The sequence below is a fragment of the Streptomyces albireticuli genome (genome assembly GCF_021228125.1).
GTDB classification, from domain to species: domain Bacteria; phylum Actinomycetota; class Actinomycetes; order Streptomycetales; family Streptomycetaceae; genus Streptomyces; species Streptomyces albireticuli.
The window spans coordinates 1-20,183 of sequence record NZ_JAJQQS010000022.1; the positions used below are offsets into that span (position 1 = coordinate 1).

13 protein-coding genes, 1 tRNA gene and 1 rRNA gene are annotated in these 20,183 nt (G+C 71.3%); 13 read left to right on the forward strand and 2 right to left on the reverse strand.

Features of this window, described 5'->3' with window-relative positions:
• Positions 1-8 precede the first annotated feature (8 nt).
• The 3 genes from rrf (at position 9) to LUZ64_RS31085 (ending at position 1,088) form a co-directional block, all read left to right on the forward strand.
• A 5S ribosomal RNA gene (gene rrf, locus LUZ64_RS31075) occupies positions 9-125 on the forward strand.
• A gap of 117 nt (positions 126-242) precedes the next feature.
• Positions 243-926, forward strand: coding sequence for a DegT/DnrJ/EryC1/StrS family aminotransferase (locus tag LUZ64_RS31080; RefSeq protein WP_095578989.1), 684 nt, complete (start codon positions 243-245; stop codon positions 924-926).
• A gap of 86 nt (positions 927-1,012) precedes the next feature.
• Positions 1,013-1,088, forward strand: a tRNA-Thr gene (locus LUZ64_RS31085).
• Positions 1,089-1,183: 95 nt separating this feature from the next.
• On the opposite strand, the gene LUZ64_RS31090 is transcribed toward LUZ64_RS31085, so the two are convergent.
• Positions 1,184-3,844: a SpoIIE family protein phosphatase gene (locus tag LUZ64_RS31090; protein WP_095578988.1), complete on the reverse strand. Its 2,661-nt coding sequence runs from the start codon at positions 3,842-3,844 to the stop codon at positions 1,184-1,186.
• A 214-nt stretch (positions 3,845-4,058) separates the two neighbouring features.
• Between LUZ64_RS31090 and LUZ64_RS31095 the strand changes: the two genes are divergently transcribed.
• The 10 genes from LUZ64_RS31095 (at position 4,059) to LUZ64_RS31140 (ending at position 19,109) form a co-directional block, all read left to right on the forward strand.
• Positions 4,059-9,575 (forward strand): HAMP domain-containing protein, encoded by a 5,517-nt coding sequence (locus LUZ64_RS31095; protein WP_095578987.1) that lies wholly within the window; start codon positions 4,059-4,061, stop codon positions 9,573-9,575.
• A gap of 274 nt (positions 9,576-9,849) precedes the next feature.
• On the forward strand, positions 9,850-10,533 hold the full coding sequence (locus LUZ64_RS31100; protein ID WP_095578986.1) for a response regulator: 684 nt from the start codon (positions 9,850-9,852) through the stop codon (positions 10,531-10,533).
• A 104-nt stretch (positions 10,534-10,637) separates the two neighbouring features.
• Positions 10,638-13,385 carry a DNA translocase FtsK gene (locus tag LUZ64_RS31105; RefSeq protein WP_095578995.1) on the forward strand — a complete coding sequence of 916 codons (2,748 nt, stop codon included), beginning with the start codon at positions 10,638-10,640 and terminating at the stop codon, positions 13,383-13,385.
• A 205-nt stretch (positions 13,386-13,590) separates the two neighbouring features.
• Positions 13,591-14,442 (forward strand): helix-turn-helix domain-containing protein, encoded by an 852-nt coding sequence (locus LUZ64_RS31110; protein WP_232390446.1) that lies wholly within the window; start codon positions 13,591-13,593, stop codon positions 14,440-14,442.
• Between the two features lie 146 nt (positions 14,443-14,588).
• Positions 14,589-16,076, forward strand: a complete 1,488-nt coding sequence (gene rimO, locus LUZ64_RS31115) for a 30S ribosomal protein S12 methylthiotransferase RimO (protein ID WP_095578984.1) — start codon at positions 14,589-14,591, stop codon at positions 16,074-16,076.
• Positions 16,073-16,723, forward strand: coding sequence for a CDP-diacylglycerol--glycerol-3-phosphate 3-phosphatidyltransferase (gene pgsA, locus LUZ64_RS31120; RefSeq protein ID WP_095578983.1), 651 nt, complete (start codon positions 16,073-16,075; stop codon positions 16,721-16,723). The genes rimO and pgsA overlap by 4 nt, the downstream gene beginning before the upstream one ends.
• A complete protein-coding gene (locus LUZ64_RS31125) occupies positions 16,720-17,271 on the forward strand; it encodes a CinA family protein (RefSeq protein ID WP_211304923.1) in 552 nt (183 codons plus the stop codon). The genes pgsA and LUZ64_RS31125 overlap by 4 nt, the downstream gene beginning before the upstream one ends.
• A gap of 109 nt (positions 17,272-17,380) precedes the next feature.
• Entirely contained in the window at positions 17,381-17,764 is a 384-nt protein-coding gene (locus LUZ64_RS31130) for a helix-turn-helix domain-containing protein (protein WP_086566431.1), read from the forward strand.
• 164 nt (positions 17,765-17,928) lie between these two features.
• Positions 17,929-18,399 carry a Dps family protein gene (locus LUZ64_RS31135; RefSeq protein WP_095578982.1) on the forward strand — a complete coding sequence of 157 codons (471 nt, stop codon included), beginning with the start codon at positions 17,929-17,931 and terminating at the stop codon, positions 18,397-18,399.
• 425 nt (positions 18,400-18,824) lie between these two features.
• Positions 18,825-19,109, forward strand: a complete 285-nt coding sequence (locus tag LUZ64_RS31140; RefSeq protein ID WP_095578981.1) for a hypothetical protein — start codon at positions 18,825-18,827, stop codon at positions 19,107-19,109.
• 230 nt (positions 19,110-19,339) lie between these two features.
• Here LUZ64_RS31140 and LUZ64_RS31145 read toward each other — a convergent pair whose 3' ends face one another.
• Positions 19,340-20,146: a DNA-formamidopyrimidine glycosylase family protein gene (locus LUZ64_RS31145; RefSeq protein ID WP_095578993.1), complete on the reverse strand. Its 807-nt coding sequence runs from the start codon at positions 20,144-20,146 to the stop codon at positions 19,340-19,342.
• Between the last annotated feature and the right edge of the window lie 37 nt (positions 20,147-20,183).

A 20,183-nucleotide genomic window follows, 5' to 3' on the forward strand; every position in this document is an offset into this window, starting at 1 on the left:
CATAGAGTTTCGGTGGTCATAGCGTTAGGGAAACGCCCGGTTACATTCCGAACCCGGAAGCTAAGCCTTTCAGCGCCGATGGTACTGCATGGGGGACCGTGTGGGAGAGTAGGACGCCGCCGAACAAATTTTAGAAAAAGCTCTGTTGTCTGAACTTCGGTTCAGACAACAGAGCTTTTTTGTTTTCACGATGAACTGCGGAGCGTCACCCCGCGTTAACGTCGCGCGGTAACCCTCCCTCCATGGGGACCGTGGAGATGCTGACCGCAGCGGGTATCGGCACAGGTGACGAGGTCGTCGTGCCCTCCTACGCCACGACGGACGCCGCCGAGGCCGTCCGCCGGGCCGGGGCGACGCCGGTGTTCGCCGACATCGACCCGCAAAGCCTCTGCCTCGACCCGGCCTCGGTCGCCGCGACCCTGACCCTGCGCACCGCGGCCGTGATGCCCGTACACCTCTTCGGGCGACATGCCGACCTGGCCGGCCTCCGCGCCGTCGCCGAGAAGCGGGGGCTGCTCGTCGTCGAGTACGAGCCGGCCGCGCCCGCCGACGAGAACACCCGGCGGCGGCAGGAGAACGCTTTCTACCTGAACACCCGGCTGCGGGGCGTGGAGACGCCCTCCGTGCCCCCGGGCGGCCCGCACGGCTACCGCTCGTACGTGGTGCGGGTCCCCGGCAACGGGCGGCCCGACCGGGATGCGTTCGCGAGGGCCCTACGCCTCCGCGGCGTGCGCTGCCACGTGCCCGTACAGACCCCCGTGCACCGGATGCCGTCCTTCAGGCGGGAGTTGTGGCTGACGGAGACCGAGCGCGCCGCGGACCAGTGCCTCGCGCTGCCCATGGACGCCTCCGCCACCCAGCGGGAACTGCACCGTGTCGTCGTGGCGTGCAACGCCCTCGGCGGACTGCTGCCGGCGGCCGTCTAGGACGGCACGGAAGGGCATCCTGAAGCCGGTGCCCCGGGGTGGTCAAAAGGACGTGCGAAAGTCGGGTATGCTTTATCTCGTTGCCGGCCCCAATAGCTCAGTCGGCAGAGCGTCTCCATGGTAAGGAGAAGGTCTACGGTTCGATTCCGTATTGGGGCTCCACAGAAGAAGGCCCCCGCCGAATGGCGGGGGCCTTCTTCGTATCCGGATATCCGGGGGCACCGGATACCGGAGGCCGGCCGGACCGGCCCCCCGGTTCAGGACTCCTGACGCTCCGGCACCCGCATGGCCAGGATCGCCATGTCATCCGACGCCGGCTCCGCCGCGAAGCGCTCCACGGCACGCAGAATCCGCGCCGTCACCGCTCCGGCCGTCAGACCCGTACACGTCGTCAGGACGTCCGCCAGGCCGTCGTCGCCGAGCATGCGCGTGCCCTCGCGGCGCTCGGTCACACCGTCCGTGACGCACAGCAGGACATCGCCCGGATCGAGGGCGACGGTCTGCTCGTACAGCTCCAGGTCCTCCATCACGCCCAGCAGCGGCTGGGGGTCCGCCGCCGCCTCGACACCGCCGTCGGGGCGCAACCGCAGCGGCAGCGGATGACCGGCGCAGACGACCTTGAGGATCGCGCTGCCGTCCTCCTGCGGCCACAGCTCCCCGTAGAGCAGCGTGAGGAAGCGGCTGCGGGCGCCCTCGTCCAGGATCGCGGCGTTGAGCCGCTCCAGGACCGCCGGGCCGCCGTAGCCCTCGCGGGCGAGGAGCCTCAGGGCGTGCCGGGCCAGACCCGTGACAGCGGCCGCCTCCGGGCCCGTGCCGCACACGTCGCCGATGGCGAAGCCGTACGCGCCGTCACGGATCGGGAACAGGTCGTAGAAATCGCCGCCCACCTCGTTACCCTCGCCCGCGGCGCGGTAGATGACGTCGACCTCGACGCCCGGCACGAGGGGGAGCTCCGGGGGCAGCAGGCTGCGCTGGAGGGACTGGCTGATGGCCGTGCGCTCGCTGTAGAGCCGGGAATTGTCCAGGGCGAGCGCGGCACGGCGGGAGAGGTCCTCGGCGAGCTCCAGGATCTCCTGGCGGAAGTGGTCGTCGGTGGGCTTGCCGAGGGTGAGCATGCCGATGACGCGGTTGCGGGCCACCAGCGGCAGCACCACGGTCTCACCGCCCACGGCGGTCGCCGTGGCGAGCGAGGTGCCGGTGCCGACCGGCTGCTGCGCGATGTCGGTGAGGCCCAGGCTGCGGAGGGAATTGCGCAGCGCCGCGGCGTGCGCGGCCTCCGCGGGGGCCGTCCAGACACGAGCGCCGGGCGTGGGCACCGGCTCCGGCGGGTCGAGCTTGCCGAGCAGCGTCTTCAGACCGTCGATGCGGTCCTCGTCCTCGTGCAGGACGTACGACAGCTCGGGCTCCGAGGCGGGGTCGGCCACGGTGTAGACGGCGCACCAGGCGGCGAGGGTGGGGACGGTCATCTGGGCCATCAGGGCCAGCGTCTGGTCCCGGTCCAGGGTGCCGGCCAGCAGGTCGGAAGCCTCGACGAGAAAGGACAGGGAGCCCCGGCGGAGCCGCTCCAGCTCATTGAGCCGGGCCCGCTCGACGGCGAGGGCGATGCGGTCGGCGGCGAACTGGAGGCGGAGGGCCTCCTCGTTGGTGTAGCGGCCGGGGGCCTCGGCGGCGACGCCCAGCGAGCCCGTGAGACGGCCCTCGACCTTCAGCGGGACGGTGACGACCGAGCGCATTCCGGTGTCGGCGAGCAGCGGCACGGCGCCGGGCAGGACGGCGAGGTCCTCGTGGACCGCGGGCATCCGGGCCGAGCCGTAGCGGCCCGTGCCCGCCTCGACCGGGACGCGGGCGAAGCGCTGGCGGGCCGAGGGCAGGCCGGTGGAGGCGCGGACCTCCAGCTCTGTCTCGTCGTCGGTGGCGAGCAGCAGATAGGCGGCGTCGCCGTCGAGCATGTCGCGGGCGCGCTCGACCGTGCGCTGGAGCAGGCCGTCGAGGTCGTCGGGGGCCGGGGAGCCGATGAAGACCTCGAACGGATCGGTCGCCGGGCCCCGCTCGCTGGTGGCGCTGTCCGCGGCGGGGGTGCGCTGCAGGCTCTGGAGGACCGCGCGCTCGTCCTCCCGGACGAGCAGGCAGACGGTCGAGGGAGCGCCGGCGATGTCCCGTACGCGCAGGTGGGAGGCGTAGACGGGGGTGATGCGGCCGTCGGCTCCCCTTATGCCGTAGGAGCCCTCCCAGCGGGAGAGGCGCAGGGCCTCGGCGACCCCCGTGGAGGTGCCGGGGGTGTGCGGCCAGGCGGCGAAGTCGGTGAGGGGCTTGCCGATCACCTGGTCGGCGGGGAAGCCGAAGAGGACGTCGGCGTCGTCGTTCCAGGAACTGATGGCGCCCGTGCGGTCGATCTGGACCACCGCGACCCTGACCCGGGGGTCGGCGACCGGAAGGGCCTCGGCCGGCAGGGCGGGACCGGCGGAGCGGGTGCCGGCCGGGCGGTCGGACAGGTCGAGCTGGAACCACACCTGCTTGTGCGTGGGGGTGTACTCGACGCCCCAGCGGGCGGCGAGCGCGGCGCACAGGAGCAGGCCGCGGCCGCCCTCGCGGTCCACGCCGCCGATGCGCCGGGGCGAGCTCTGGAGCGGCACCTCGCGCTCCGGATAGCGGTCGGCGACCTCGACGCGCACGCCGTCCCCCGTGCGCATGCACAGGACGTCCGCGGCGGTGCCGGCGTGGACGACGGCGTTGGTGACGAGCTCGCTCGTGAGGACGACCGCGTCATCGATGATGTCGGGAAAACCCCAGCCCTGGAGTGTGTCCCTGACAAAGGCCCGGGCGGCGGCTACCGAACGTCCGACCGGCTCGAAGGTGGCGGCAGCCCGCGCGGTGATCACAGGTCTCCTCGTGTACGTCTCGGCGATCTGCTCACCCATGTCGCAGCGCCCCTCCATTGCCCTGGCCGGATGCCAGGTTACTTACCTTCATCGCACGGGCGGAGGGCGGTGCGCGCTGATTCCACCTTGGGAGTGCCCGCGGACCGTGTGCGATGCTGCCGAACTGTTATGGCCTGGCCGGGCCAGGGTGAAACACTGGGAAAGATTGAACTGAAAGCCCGACGAGGATGATCGACCCTGCGGGAGGGACACGGTGGAGTCTGGCGCGGAGGCGCGGGGCGTGAGCACGCGCGCGAAGGGCGGACGGTCCCGGGCCAATGGGACGACGGAGGTCGACACGGCGGCGCTGACCCGGCTGTCGTCGGCGCTCGCCGCGATGCGGGACGGGAACTTCCGTAAGCGGCTGACGGTCTCCGGCGACGGCGTGATGGCCGAGATCGCGGCGGTCTTCAACGAGGTCGCCGACCGCAATATGCAGCTGACCGGCGAGCTGGCGCGGGTGCGCCGGGTGGTCGGCCGTGAGGGAAAGCTCACGGAACGGCTGGAGGCCGGGGCCTGCGAGGGCGCCTGGGCCGCGGCGATCGACGCGTCGAACGCCCTGGTGGACGACCTGGTACGGCCGGTGTCCGAGGTGGGGCGGGTGCTGTCGGCGGTGGCCGAGGGCGACCTGGAGCAGCGGATGGACCTGCGCTCGCCCGGCCCGGACGGGGTGGCGCACCCGCTGCGGGGCGAGTTCCTCAAGGTGGGCCGGACGGTCAACGGGCTCGTGGACCAGCTGTCGGCGTTCACCGACGAGGTGACGCGGGTGGCGAGCGAGGTCGGTACGGAGGGCAAGCTCGGCGGGCAGGCCCGAGTGCGAGGAATGTCGGGTTCGTGGAAGGACCTCACGGATTCCGTCAACACGATGGCCTCCCGGCTCACCGCTCAGGTGCGTGACATCGCTCTCGTGACGACGGCGGTCGCGAAGGGCGATCTCTCCCGCAAGGTCACGGTGCACGTGGCGGGCGAGATGCTGGAGCTGAAGAACACCGTGAACACCATGGTGGACCAGCTCTCGTCCTTCGCCTCCGAGGTGACCCGCGTCGCGCGCGAGGTGGGTACCGAGGGCGAGCTGGGCGGCCAGGCGCAGGTGCCCGGCGTCGCGGGCGTCTGGAAGGACCTCACCGACTCGGTCAATCTGATGGCCGGCAACCTGACGGCGCAGGTGCGGGGCATCGCGCAGGTCACCACGGCGGTCGCGAACGGCGACCTGTCGCAGAAGGTGACGGTGAGCGCGCGCGGCGAGGTCGCGCAGCTGGCCGAGACGATCAACCAGATGACGGAGACCCTGCGGACCTTCGCCGACGAGGTCACGCGGGTGGCCAGCGAGGTCGGCGCCGAGGGACAGCTCGGCGGCCAGGCGCAGGTGCCGGGTGCGGCGGGGACGTGGAAGGACCTCACCGATTCGGTGAACACCGCCTTCAGGAACGTCACCACGCAGGTCCGCGACATCGCACAGGTGACCAAGGCCGTGGCCAACGGTGATCTGGGGCAGAAGGTCACCGTCGATGTGTCCGGCGAGATGCTGGACCTGAAGAACACCGTCAACACGATGGTCGACCAGCTCTCCGCCTTCGGCGCCGAAGTGACGCGTGTGGCACGGGAGATCGGTGTCGAGGGTGAGCTGGGCGGTCAGGCCGCGGTGCCGGGTGCGGCGGGGACGTGGAAGGACCTCACCGATTCGGTGAACACCGCCTTCCGCAACCTCACCGGCCAGGTCCGCAACATCGCCCAGGTGACGACGGCGGTGGCCAACGGCGACCTCTCGCAGAAGGTCACCGTGGACGTCTCCGGCGAGATGCTCCAGCTGAAGAACACCGTGAACACCATGGTCGACCAGCTGTCGTCGTTCGCCGACCAGGTCACGCGGATGGCGCGGGACGTGGGCACCGAGGGCCGGCTGGGCGGCCAGGCCCGGGTGGACGGCGTCAGCGGCACCTGGAAGGAGCTGACCGACTCGGTCAACTTCATGGCCGGGAACCTGACGTCGCAGGTCCGCCAGATCGCCCAGGTGACGACGGCGGTGGCCCGGGGCGATCTCTCGCAGAAGATCGACGTGGATGCCCGGGGCGAGATCCTGGAGCTGAAGAACACCATCAACACGATGGTCGACCAGCTCTCCGCCTTCGCGGAGCAGGTGACCCGGGTCGCCCGGGACGTGGGCACCGAGGGCCGGCTGGGCGGTCAGGCGCAGGTGCCGGGCGTGGCCGGTGTCTGGCGCGACCTCACGGACTCCGTAAACGGCATGGCGGGGAACCTGACCGCGCAGGTGCGGAACATCGCGCAGGTGGCCACGGCGGTGGCGCGCGGCGACCTGTCGCAGAAGATCGACGTGGATGCCCGGGGCGAGATCCTGGAGCTGAAGAACACCCTCAACACCATGGTCGACCAGCTGTCGTCGTTCGCCGATCAGGTGACGAGGGTGGCCCGTGAGGTGGGCACCGAGGGCATCCTGGGCGGTCAGGCGGAGGTGCAGGGCGTCTCCGGCACCTGGAAGGACCTCACCCAGTCCGTCAACTTCATGGCGAACAACCTCACTTCGCAGGTGCGCAACATCGCCGAGGTCACGACGGCGGTCGCCAAGGGCGACCTGTCGAAGAAGATCACGGTCGACGCCAAGGGCGAGATCCTCGAACTCGTCACCACGGTGAACACCATGGTCGACCAGCTGTCCGACTTCGCCGAGCAGGTGAACCGGGTCGCCCGGGACGTGGGTACCGAAGGCCAGCTCGGCGGGCAGGCGAGGGTGCGGGACGTCACCGGCATCTGGAAGGACCTCAGCGACAACGTCAACCTGATGGCCAACAACCTGACCAGCCAGGTCCGCAACATCTCGCAGGTCGCCAGCGCCGTCGCCAACGGCGACCTCACCAAGAAGGTGACGGTCGAGGCGCGCGGCGAGGTCGCGCAGCTGGCCGACACCGTCAACACGATGGTGACCACGCTGTCGTCCTTCGCGGACGAGGTCACGCGCGTGGCGCGCGAGGTGGGCACCGACGGCATCCTCGGCGGCCAGGCCCGCGTCCTCGGTGTCAGCGGGACGTGGAAGGACCTCACCGAGTCCGTGAACTCGATGGCGTCCAACCTCACCGGGCAGGTCCGCAACATCGCGATGGTGACCACCGCCATCGCCCAGGGCGACCTGACCAAGAAGATCGACATCGACGCGCGCGGTGAGATCCTTCAGCTCAAGACCACCATCAACACGATGGTCGACCAGCTGTCCTCCTTCGCCGACCAGGTGACCCGGGTGGCCCGCGAGGTGGGCACCGAGGGTCAGCTGGGCGGTCAGGCCCGGGTGCGCGACGTGGACGGCACCTGGCGCGACCTCACGGAGTCGGTCAACGAGATGGCGGGCAACCTGACCCGCCAGGTGCGCGCGATCGCCGAGGTCGCCACCGCGGTGACCCGCGGCGACCTCAACCTCAAGATCGACGTGGACGCGGCCGGCGAGATCCTGGAGCTCCAGGACAACATCAACACGATGATCGCCAACCTCCGCGAGACCACGCTGGCCAACAAGGAGCAGGACTGGCTCAAGGGCAATCTCGCCCGGATCTCCGGCCTGATGCAGGGCCGCCGGGACCTGGAGGACGTCGCCGGGCTGATCATGAGCGAGCTGACGCCGGTGGTCTCGGCGCAGCACGGCGCGTTCTTCCTGGCGATGCCGGAGGACCCGCTGGAGGGCGAGGGCGGCGAGGACGCGTACGAGCTGCGGATGCTCGGCTCGTACGGCTACTCCATGGGCTCGATGCCGACGTCCTTCCGGCCGGGCGAGACGCTCATCGGCACGGCCGCGCAGGAGAAGCGGACGATCCTCGTCGAGAACGTTCCGCCGGGCTATCTGAAGATCGCCTCCGGGCTGGGGGAGGCGCCGCCGGCCCATGTGATCGTGCTGCCGGTGCTGTTCGAGGGCCAGGTCCTGGGCGTCATCGAGCTGGCGTCCTTCCAGCCGTTCGCGCAGATCCAGAAGGACTTCCTCAACCAGATCGCCGAGATGATCGGCACGAGCGTCAACACGATCAGCGTCAACACCAAGACCGAGGTGCTGCTCAAGCAGTCGCAGGAGCTCACCGAGCAACTGCGCGAGCGGTCGGCGGAGTTGGAGAACCGGCAGAAGGCGCTGGAGATCTCCAACGCCGAGCTGGAGGAGAAGTCGGAGCGCCTCGCCCGGCAGAACCGCGACATCGAGGTGAAGAACACCGAGATCGAGGAGGCCCGGCAGGTGCTGGAGGAGCGCGCCGAGCAGCTCGCCGTCTCGATGCGCTACAAGTCCGAGTTCCTCGCCAACATGTCGCACGAGCTGCGCACCCCGCTGAACTCGCTGCTGATCCTGGCGAAGCTGCTCGCGGACAACGCGGAGGGCAATCTTTCCCCGAAGCAGGTCGAGTTCGCCGAGACGATCCACGGCGCGGGCTCGGACCTGCTCCAGCTGATCAACGACATCCTGGACCTGTCGAAGGTCGAGGCGGGCAAGATGGACGTCAGCCCGACGCGCATCGCGCTGGTCCAGCTCGTCGACTACGTGGAGGCCACCTTCCGCCCGCTGACGGCGGAGAAGGGCCTGGACTTCTCCGTAAGGGTCTCGCCGGAGCTGCCGTCGACGCTGCACACCGACGAGCAGCGGCTGCTCCAGGTGCTGCGCAACCTGCTGTCGAACGCCGTGAAGTTCACGGACACGGGCGCGGTCGAGCTGGTCATCCGGCCGGCCGGCGGCGATGTGCCGGACAGCATCCGCGAGCAGCTCCTGGAGGCGGGCTCGCTGCGGGATCCGGACGGTGAGGTGATCGCCTTCTCCGTCACGGACACCGGCATCGGCATCGCCGCGAGCAAGATGCGGGTCATCTTCGAGGCGTTCAAGCAGGCGGACGGTACGACCAGCCGCAAGTACGGCGGCACCGGACTCGGGTTGTCGATCAGCAGGGAGATCGCCCGGCTGCTCGGCGGTGAGATCCACGCGGCGAGCGAGCCGGGGCGCGGCTCCACCTTCACGCTCTACCTCCCGCTGAACGCGGGTGAGCTGCCGCCCCAGGGTTATCCGCAGCTCACACCGGGCGGCCACGTCGCCGCCGTGCCGGAGCTGCCGGGCGAGGACTTCGCCGGTCATGTGGACCACGTCGCCGAGAGCCTTACGGGGGCCGTGGAGGATTCCGCGCGCGGTGCGGCCGGGCTCTTCCTGCGGCGCCGGCGGGCCGCGCAGGCGGCCGGGCAGTGGCCCGCGCCGGTGGACCCGGTGTCCCGGCCCGCGGCCGCCGAGCCGGCGGTCCCGGAGGGCGACCCCTGGCAGAGCCCGCCCGTCGGTGACGCAGAGCAACCGTCGGACCACGGCTTCGGGCGGGGCTTCGGCAGGAGCTTCCATGGCGAGAAGGTGCTGATCGTCGACGACGACATCCGCAATGTCTTCGCCCTGACGAGCGTCCTGGAGCAGCACGGGCTCTCGGTGCTCTACGCCGAGAACGGCCGGGAGGGGATCGAGGTCCTGGAGCAGCACGACGATGTCGTGGTGGTCCTGATGGACATCATGATGCCGGAGATGGACGGCTATGCCACGACGGCCGCGATCCGCAGGATGCCGCAGTTCGCGGGGCTTCCCATCATCGCGCTGACGGCCAAGGCGATGAAGGGCGACCGGGAGAAGAGCATCGACGCCGGGGCGTCGGACTATGTCACCAAACCGGTCGACACGGATCACCTGCTGACGGTGATGGAGCAGTGGATGCGCGCCGAGTGACGGATGGCCGGAAGGTTCCTGACCATCGGTTGACCGACTGTGGCCGATGACGTGTGGGAGGCCGGGATCCGGGGAACCTTCTGGTCTCCCACTACGTTTCTGCTACGTGCACAGTGACATCGCGGTGACAGGGTGTGGCGACCGGCAGGGTGCGGCTACCATGACCGGCACAAGGACGGGCGGCGCAAGGGAGTCGTCCCCTGGGGCGGCGCCCGGTGCTTCCCTCGGCTCTTCGAGCCGGGGCGACCCCAAGCCGGGGCGAGGAGGACGGGGCATGGTGCAGAAGGCCAAGATCCTCCTGGTCGATGACCGGCCGGAAAATCTGCTGGCGCTGGAGGCCATCCTCTCGGCGCTCGATCAGACACTGGTGCGGGCATCGTCAGGGGAGGAAGCGCTCAAGGCGCTGCTGACGGACGATTTCGCGGTGATCCTGCTGGATGTCCAGATGCCGGGCATGGACGGCTTCGAGACCGCCGCGCACATCAAGCGGCGGGAGCGGACGCGGGACATCCCGATCATCTTCCTCACCGCGATCAACCACGGTCCGCACCACACCTTCCGCGGTTACGCCGCGGGCGCGGTCGACTACATCTCCAAGCCCTTCGACCCGTGGGTGCTGCGCGCCAAGGTCTCGGTCTTCGTCGAGCTGTACATGAAGAACTGCCAGCTGCGGGAGCAGGCCGCGCTGTTGCGGCTCCAGCTGGAGAGCGGCCAGGGCCGCGGTGGCGCGGCGACCCCGCAGGAGCCGGCCGGGCTGCTCGCGGAGCTCTCCGCCCGGCTGGCCGCCGTCGAGGAGCAGGCCGAGGCGCTCACCAAGCAGCTCGACGAGTCCGCGGACGCGGCCGCCATCGCCACCGCCGCCCACCTGGAGCGCAAACTCACCGGACTGCGGCGGGCGCTGGACGCCCTGGAGCCCGGCACGGGCAGCGGCGCGAGCCCGCTCCCCTCGCCCAGCTGACGCCCTGACGCCGTGTCACCCTTGGCGTTGCGGGATCGCGACACGGACGGGTGAACGCATGGGCGCGGGTGTCCCACGCGCCCGACGGCGGTAATCTCGCCTCCATGGCCTCACGTACGTCCGGCAAGGGTTCCCAGAGCACGGCGGGTCCCTCGAAGCAGCGCGCCGGGCGTCCCGCGAGCGCTGCCGGGAAGGCGCCCGCCAAGGCGACCGCCAAGAGCGCGAAGAAGGCGCCGGCGAAGCCCGCCGGCCGCGCACCCGCCCGTAAGGCTCCCGCCAAGAAGGCGGCGGCCAGGCCCGCGCCGCGCCGCGCGCCCGCCGCCCCCGGTGGCGTGCGCCGCGTCGGCCGCGGGGTCGCCCACGGCGTCGGCGCGGTCTTCCGCGGCGTCGGGCGCGGCGCGAAGAACCTCGACCCGGCGCACCGCAAGGACGGCCTCGCCCTGCTGCTGCTCGGGCTCGCCCTCGTCGTGGCCGCGGGCACCTGGTCCAGCCTGGAGGGCCCGGTCGGGGAGCTGGTGACGATGCTCGTCACCGGTGCCTTCGGCCGTCTCGACCTGGTCGTGCCGATACTGCTCGGCGTCATCGCCCTCCGGCTCTTCCGCCACCCCGAGCGCCCGGAGGCCAACGGACGGATCGTCATCGGCCTGTCCGCGCTGGTCGTCGGGGTCCTCGGGCAGGTCCACGTGGCCTGTGGCGCGCCCAGCCGGGAGGACGGCTCCCAGGCGCTGCAGGACGCGGGCGGGATGATCGGCTGGGCCGCCGGCACCCCGCTGATAATGACGGTCGGGCGGGTCCTCGCCGTACCGCTGCTCGTCCTGCTGACGGTCTTCGGCCTCCTGGTGGTCACCGCGACCCCGGTCAACGCCATCCCCCGGCGGCTGCGGCACCTCGGGATACGGCTCGGGGTGATCGAACCGCTGCCCGGCGAGTACGAGCCGGAGGACGCCGGTCACGGCGAATACGCCGAGGACTGGCGCGCGACACCCGCCAAGCGCCCCCGCCGCGCCTCCGCGCACCTTGATCTCGACGAGACCCTGGCCGCGGACGCCGAGGAGGAGGCGCTGAACAAGCGCCGCAAACCGCGCCGCGCCGCCGGGCAGGCCGTACCGCCGGGCGGCCGGGAGCCGGACGCCGTGGACCTGGCCGCCGCCGCGGCCGCCTCGGTCGACGGCGCCCTGCTGCACGGGGTGCCGCCCACCCCGCTCGTCGCCGGGCTCAGCAGCGGCATCTCCCAGGACGCCGGAGAGCGTCCGGGCGCGCGTGGGAAGGGGCGGGAGGACGGCGTCCCGGACCTCACCAAGGACGTTCCGGACCTCACCCGCCCCGCGCCCGAGGCCCCGGCCGGCCTCCCCGCCCGGGCCGAGCAGCTCCAGCTGTCCGGCGACATCACCTACGCGCTGCCCTCGCTCGACCTGCTGGAGCGCGGCGGACCGGGCAAGGCCCGCAGCGCCGCCAACGACGCCATAGTGGCCGCGCTGACCAATGTCTTCGCGGAGTTCAAGGTGGACGCGGCGGTCACCGGCTTCACCCGCGGCCCGACGGTCACCCGCTACGAGGTCGAGCTCGGCCCCGCCGTCAAGGTCGAGCGGATCACCGCGCTCGCCAAGAACATCGCCTACGCCGTCGCCAGCCCGGACGTGCGGATCATCAGCCCGATCCCCGGCAAGTCCGCGGTCGGCATCGAGATCCCCAACACCGACCGCGAGATGGTCAACCTCGGCGACGTGCTGCGGCTGGCGGACGCCGCGGGCGACGAGCACCCGATGCTGGTGGCGCTCGGCAAGGACGTCGAGGGCGGCTACGTCATGTCCAACCTGACGAAGATGCCGCACATCCTCGTCGCCGGAGCCACCGGCTCCGGAAAGTCGTCCTGCATCAACTGCCTGATCACCTCGGTCATGGTCCGGGCGACCCCGGACGACGTGCGGATGGTGCTGGTCGACCCCAAGCGGGTCGAGCTGACCGCCTACGAGGGCATCCCGCACCTGATCACGCCCATCATCACCAACCCCAAGCGCGCCGCCGAGGCCCTCCAGTGGGTCGTCCGCGAGATGGACCTGCGCTACGACGACCTGGCCGCCTTCGGCTTCCGGCACATCGACGACTTCAACGCCGCCGTCCGGGCCGGGAAGGTCAAGCCCCCGGAGGGCAGCGGCCGCGAGCTGTCCCCGTACCCGTACCTGCTGGTCATCGTGGACGAGCTGGCGGACCTGATGATGGTCGCGCCGCGCGACGTCGAGGACTCGATCGTCCGCATCACCCAGCTGGCCCGCGCCGCCGGCATCCATCTCGTGCTCGCCACCCAGCGCCCGTCCGTCGACGTCGTCACGGGCCTGATCAAGGCGAACGTGCCCTCGCGGCTGGCGTTCGCGACCTCCTCGCTCGCCGACAGCCGGGTCATCCTCGACCAGCCGGGCGCCGAGAAGCTGATCGGCAAGGGCGACAGCCTCTATCTGCCGATGGGCGCGAGCAAGCCCGTCCGCATGCAGGGCGCCTTCGTCACCGAGGCCGAGGTCGCGGCGGTCGTGCAGCACTGCAAGGATCAGATGGCCCCGGTCTTCCGGGACGACGTCACGGTCGGCACGGCGAAGAAGAAGGAGATCGACGAGGAGATCGGCGACGATCTCGACCTCCTGTGCCAGGCGGCCGAACTGGTGGTCTCCACCCAGTTCGGGTCCACCTCGATGCTCCAGCGGAAATTGCGTGTGGGATTCGCCAAGGCGGGCAGACTCATGGACCTGATGGAGTCGCGGAACATCGTGGGCCCGAGCGAGGGATCCAAGGCCCGCGACGTGCTGGTCAAGCCCGACGAGCTGGACGCCGTGCTCGCCGTGATCCGGGGGGACGCGTAGCCGCGGCGAACGGCTTCCCCGGGCGCCGGGAACCCCTCGTAAGAGGTGGCTGATCAACCGTTTCTCTCGGCGGTGTGCCCAGTTGAGGAGAGGGGGCGGGCCGATGTCCCACCGTCGGCGCCGTAGAACCATCTGATGGCGTACAAAGTCCGGCTTCCCGCTTGCCCGACGCTTTCGTATCCCCCCTAGACTGAACCTCCAGCAGGTGGCTGCACGCTCGAAAGGCGCCCACGTGTCCCTCGGCAACCCTCCCGCGGACGACACTCCCGCGGACGACCGGCCGTCCGTCGGCCGGGCCCTCCAGCAGGCTCGTATCAACGCGGGCCTGACCGTCGAAGAAGTCAGTTCGAGCACCCGTGTACGCGTGCCGATCGTCCATGCGATCGAACAGGACGACTTCTCGCGCTGCGGTGGACATGTGTACGCCCGAGGGCATATCCGCGTGCTGGCGCGGACCGTCGGACTGGACCCCGCCCCGCTGCTCGTGCAGTACGCCGCGGAGCACGGCGGGCGCCCCTCGCCGACCCCGGCGGCGCCGCTCTTCGACGCCGAGCGCATCCGCCCCGAGCCCCGGCGCCCCAACTGGACGGCCGCGATGGTCGCGGCGATCGTCGCCGTCGTGGGCTTCGTCGGCTTCACGCTCTTCAACGGCGGGGCCAAGGACTCCGGCGGCTCCGTCGCCGCGGACCCCGCCACCGTCAAGCCGTCCACGGCCCCGAGCAAGAAGGCCACCCCCGGCAAGCCGGCCGACCCCAAGCCCGAGCAGTCCGAGAGCGCCATCGCCGGCGTGCCCGCCAACAAGGTCACCGTCAAGCTCACCGCCGACCACGGCCAGACCTGGATGTCCGCCAAGGACCACAACGGCAAGCTGCTGGAGGAGGGCGTCCTCAGGCAGGGGGCCTCCAAGACCTTCACCGACAGCAAGCGGATCGACCTGGTCCTCGGCAACGCCGGAGCCGTACAACTGTTCGTGAACGGCAAGGAGGTCAAGAACCTGGGCGACGACGGGCAGGTCCAGCGCCTGAGCTACACCAAGGGTGACCCCGTGGAGGGCTGACCCGGACCGATCCGCCCGGTGGACGGCTGACCAGCGACGGAGCGGGCGCCGAAACCGGTCGCGGCACGCCGCCGGGTGACCATCCTCTCGGTACTGGTGCACACTCGGCAACCGATACGGCCCCGGGACAAAGTAGGCTGAGCCCTATGCCCGAACGCCGTACCGTCGCTCTTGTCACACTTGGCTGCGCCCGTAACGAGGTGGACTCGGAGGAGCTGGCAGGCCGCTTGGCGGCGGATGGCTGGGACCTCGTCGAGGACGCCTCCGACGCCGATGTGGCCGTTGTCAACACCTGTGGCTTCGTCGAGGCCGCCAAGAAGGACTCCGTCGACGCCCTCCTCGAAGCCAATGACCTCAAGGACCACGGCCGCACCCAGGCCGTGGTCGCCGTCGGCTGCATGGCCGAGCGGTACGGCAAGGAGCTCGCCGAGGCGCTGCCCGAGGCCGACGGCGTGCTCGGCTTCGACGACTACGCCGACATCTCCGACCGGCTCCAGACCATCCTCTCCGGCGGCGTCCACGCCTCCCACACCCCCCGCGACCGGCGCAAGCTGCTGCCGATCAGCCCCGCCGAGCGCCAGGGCGCGGGCGAGGCCGGCAAGGTCGCCCTGCCCGGACACGCGCAGGACACCCCGCCGGCCGATCTGCCGGACGGCCTCGCCCCGGCGTCCGGGCCCCGGGCGCCGCTGCGCCGCCGGCTGGGCACCAACCCCGTCGCCTCGGTGAAGCTGGCCTCCGGCTGCGACCGGCGCTGCTCCTTCTGCGCCATCCCGTCCTTCCGCGGGTCCTTCATCTCCCGCCGCCCTTCCGACGTGCTGGGCGAGACGCGCTGGCTGGCGGAGCAGGGCGTCAAGGAGGTCATGCTGGTCTCCGAGAACAACACCTCGTACGGCAAGGACCTCGGCGACATCCGCCTGCTGGAGACGCTGCTGCCGGAGCTGGCGGCCGTGGACGGCCTGGAGCGGGTCCGCGTCAGCTATCTCCAGCCGGCCGAGATGCGGCCCGGCCTGATCGACGTCCTGACGTCGACGGAGAAGATCGCCCCCTACTTCGACCTCTCCTTCCAGCACTCGGCGCCCGGTGTGCTGCGCGCGATGCGCCGCTTCGGCGACACCGACCGCTTCCTGGAGCTGCTCGACCAGATCCGGGCCAAGGCGCCGCAGGCCGGTGCCCGCTCCAACTTCATCGTCGGCTTCCCCGGCGAGACCGAGGAGGACGTGGCCGAGCTGGAGCGCTTCCTCGCCGGGGCGAGACTGGACGCGATCGGCGTCTTCGGCTACTCCGACGAGGACGGCACCGAAGCCGCCACCTACGAGGACAAGCTGGACCCCGAGGTGGTCGCGGAGCGGCTGGAGCGGGTCTCGCGCCTCGCCGAGGAGCTCACCGCCCAGCGCGCGGAGGAGCGGCTCGGAGAGACCATGGAGGTACTCGTCGACCGCGTCGACGAGGAGGACGGTGTGATCGGCCGGGCCGCCCACCAGGCACCCGAGACCGACGGCCAGGTCATGATCCGCACCGACAGGACGTTCGCGCCCGGCAGCATGGTCGTGGCCAAGGTGGTGGCGACCGAGGGCGTGGACCTCGTCGCCGAGCCCCTGGGCGACGGAGGCTGTTCCGAGGAGGCGCGCAGATGACCGGAGTCCCGGCCTCCGCCGCAGGAGGCCACGCCCCGGCGACGGCCGTGCGGCCCCCGGCCGGGCTGTGGAACATCGCCAACATCCTGACCATGATCCGGCTGCTCCTGGTGCCCGGGTTCGTCCTGCTGATGCTCCACGACGGCGGCTCCGACCCGGCCTGGCGCTCCTTCGCCTGGGCCGCGTTCGCCGTCGCCATGATCACGGACCTGTTCGACGGGCACCTCGCCCGGATGTACAACCTGGTCACCGACTTCGGCAAGATCGCCGACCCGATCGCCGACAAGGCGATCATGGGCGCGGCGCTGATCTGCCTGTCCTCGCTGTCCTTCCTGCCGTGGTGGGTCACGGGCGTGATCCTCTTCCGCGAGATCGGCATCACGCTGATGCGGTTCTGGGTGATCAAGCACGGTGTCATCCCCGCCAGCCGCGGCGGCAAGATGAAGACGCTCGCGCAGGGCGTGGCGGTGGGGATGTACATCCTCGCGCTGACCGGGCCGTTGGCCACTGCCCGCTTCTGGGTGATGGCGGTGGCCGTGACGTTGACCGTGGTCACCGGTCTCGACTACGTACGGCAGGCCCTCGTGCTGCGCCGGGCCGGGCTGGCCGCGCAGCGCGAGCGGGCGGGCCGGGAAGCCGTGCGGTGAGCGCGGCGGCGGGCGCCGGAGCCGGCGGCTCCGGCGGTGAGGGCGCGGCGGCCGCGGTCCTGCGGGCGCTGGCGGACGGTGGCCGTACGGTGGCCGCCGCCGAGTCGCTGACCGGCGGTCTGGTGGCGGCCGAGCTGACCGCGGTGCCGGGCGCGTCCCGGTCGGTGCGCGGCTCGGTCACGGCTTACGCGACCGAGGTCAAGCGCGAGGTGCTGGGCGTGGACGGCGGGCTGCTGGCCACCCGGGGCGCCGTCGACGGCGAGGTCGCCGGGCAGATGGCGCGGGGTGTGCGGGCGCTGCTCGGCGCCGACTGGGGGGTCGCCACGACCGGCGTCGCCGGACCGGACGCGCAGGACGGCAAGCCCGTGGGCACGGTCTTCGTCGCCGCGGCGGGGCCGGACGGCGCGATGTCCGTGCGGGAGCTGTCCCTGGACGGCGACCGGGCGCGGATCCGGGCGGAAAGCGTACAAGCCGTGCTGGAACTGCTGCTGGGCGAACTGACAGAAAACGCGGGCGCAAAGGATACGGAACACAACGGGGGGAATTGATGTTTGCAGCCCTGAGTGAACACGACATAGCTCCCCGCACGGCCGGAGCCCGAGGCGGTACGGTGGGGCGTGAAGGATCCGGATTCGCGGTCCAAGGAGGGAGCCACCGATGATTTTGCTCCGTCGCCTGCTGGGTGACGTGCTGCGTCGGCAGCGCCAGCGCCAGGGCCGCACTCTGCGCGAGGTCTCCTCATCCGCCCGGGTCTCGCTCGGTTACCTCTCCGAGGTCGAGCGGGGGCAGAAAGAGGCGTCCTCCGAGCTTCTCTCCGCAATCTGCGACGCTCTGGACGTTCGGATGTCCGAGGTCATGCGTGAGGTGAGTGATGAATTGTCGCTCGCCGAGCTGGCGCAGTCGGCGGCGGCGAGCGAGCCGGTACCCGCGCCGATGCGGCCCATGTTCAATTCGGTGTCCGTGACGTCCGTGACGGGCGTGCCGGGGGAGCGAGTCACCATCAAGGCTCCCGCGGAGGCCGTGGATGTGGTCGCGGCCTGACGGCGGTCAGGAAGAGCAGTCTGGAAAACAGGTGTTTCCCGTTGAGGATCCCGGTCAGATGTCTGACCGGGATCCTGGCGTTTCCGTCCCCTTCGTCACCTTTGTGCGATGGTGGAGGAACCGGGAGCAAATGAACGGACCGGACACGCGAACAGGAGAAGCGGATGTCTGTGGTGAAGAGCCCGCTGTCCGAGCAGGACCGCAAGACCGTCGGTGACGCCCTCCAGGGCGCCCTGGTCGATCTGGTCGATCTCTCGCTGGTGGCCAAGCAGGTTCACTGGACCGTGGTGGGGCCACGCTTCCGATCGGTCCACCTCCAGCTCGACGAGGTCGTCGCCAGCGCGCGGATCCACGCCGACACCGTCGCCGAGCGCTCCTCCGCCCTCGGCGTGGCGCCCGACGGCCGGGCCGAGACGGTCGCCAAGACCAGCGGGATCGACGCGGTCGGCGACGGCTGGAACAAGGACACCGGGGCGGTGCAGATCCTGGTCAACGCGCTCGGCGCCGTTATCACTCGAATGCGTGAGCGTATTCAGGTCACCGGCGATCCGGACCCGGTCACCCAGGACATCCTGATTGGTCTGACGGGTGATCTGGAGAAGCACCACTGGATGTTCCAGGCGGAGAACGCCTGACCCGAGGTGACCCGACGGGGCCGACCCGATGGGCGCCCGGGCCGCCGAACGGCCCACTCGCCGAACATCCGGCCCCTGCCGGCTTCGTACCGACGGAATGCCCCGGACCCTCGCGGTCCGGGGCATTCCGTCGTCCGGGCTCGTCCGGGTCGCCCTGGCCGTCCGGGGTGCTCCGGTGGCGGCGGTGGCGTGACGGCGTTCTCCTGGGGGCAAGGCCGGGCCCCCGTGATCCGCTTCCCCCGTGCGGGAGGGCGAGTTCCCCCGTACGGGAGGCCGAGCCGGCCCGGCCGTATGACGGACCGTCCGGCCGGCGCTCCGCGCCGGGCGAGGGGGCGCGCACGGGTGTGACGTGCGCTGTCCGCGGGCCTGGGTGCGCTCTCCCACGGGACGGGCGGCCGGTCTACCGTCGGCCGAAGGAGGCAGCCATGATCCGGCGTGACTTCTGGGGCCGCTGCCGGTCGCGTGGGCGGCTGGGTACCGCGCTCGTCCTGGGAGGTCTGTGGTGGTGGGCCGCGCTGCGGGCGTTCGGGCAGCCGGGCCGGGGCGGGCCCGTGGAGGTGCTTGTCGTCGCGGGCGGCTGGGGGCTGAGCCTGCTGCCCGTGCACTGTGTGCCGTGGACGCGGCGGCGGCCCCGGCGGGTCTCCCGGGTGGTCCGGTCGGCCGCGGAGACCCTTATGGCCCGGCGGCGGAGCGAGCCACCGGTGTCATGAGCGGTCGTCCCGCCGGGCCGCACGGGTCCCCATGGGGCACGGCCGGTGTCCGCCGGTCGGTGACCGGCGGCGTCGCACGGGTCATGGCCGGTGTCCGCGGGCCCACGTGCCGGTGACCGGGCGTGCCCGCACACGCCATGGCCGGTCCCCGCCGATCCGTCCGTGCGCCGCTATCCGTCGGTCGGTCCGTGTCAGCCGCCGGTCGGTCCGTGTCATGCGCCGGACCGTCGTCACCCGGGCGGCCCAGCGGGGTGGTCCGGCTGGCAGCGGGGACACCAGTACGTAGGGCGCTCCTGCCCGGGCGTTCCCTGATCCGCGGTGCGCAGGGCGGTGCCGCAGCGGCGGCAGGGCCGGCCCGCGCGGCCGTAGACCCACAGCTGGTGGTCCCTGCGGGCGTCGGCCGTGGTGATGCGGGTGGACCGGCCCTTGTTGGCCTCCAGGAGCTTCTTGGCCAGAGTCGGCAGCCGCTCGGGCGCGGGCAGCTCGGCCACCGGCAGCCAAGGGGAGACGCGGAGCAGGAAGCAGAGCTCCGATTTGTAGACATTGCCGATGCCCGCGAGGTTCCGCTGGTCGAGCAGCGCCTCGCCGAGCGGGCGCGCGGGGTCGGCGAGCAGGCGGCGCAGCGCCTCGGCGGCGTCCCAGTCGGGGCCGAGGAGGTCGGGGCCGAGATGGCCGACGACCGCGCCCTCGTCCGCCGTGCGCAACAGCTCCAGGACGGGCAGGCGGTAGCCGACGGCGGTGTGGGCGGCGTTGGCGAGCACGGCGCGGATCTGGTGCGACGGCCCGCCCCGCCACCGCTCGCCCGGGGCGAAGACGCGCCAGGATCCGTCCATCCGGAGATGCGAGTGCAGGGTGAGGCCGCCCTCGACGCGGGTCAGCAGGTGCTTGCCCCGGGGGAGGACGTCGAGGACGCGCCGGCCGGTCAGGTCGACGGTGGCGAGCCGGGGGACGCGCAGGTCGCTGCGGGTGAGCGGCTCGCCCGCCAGCGCGCCGTGGAGGCGCTGGGCCGTGCGCCAGACGGTGTCTCCTTCGGGCATGCCGCCCATGATGCCGCCGCCGGTACGGGCCGGGGCG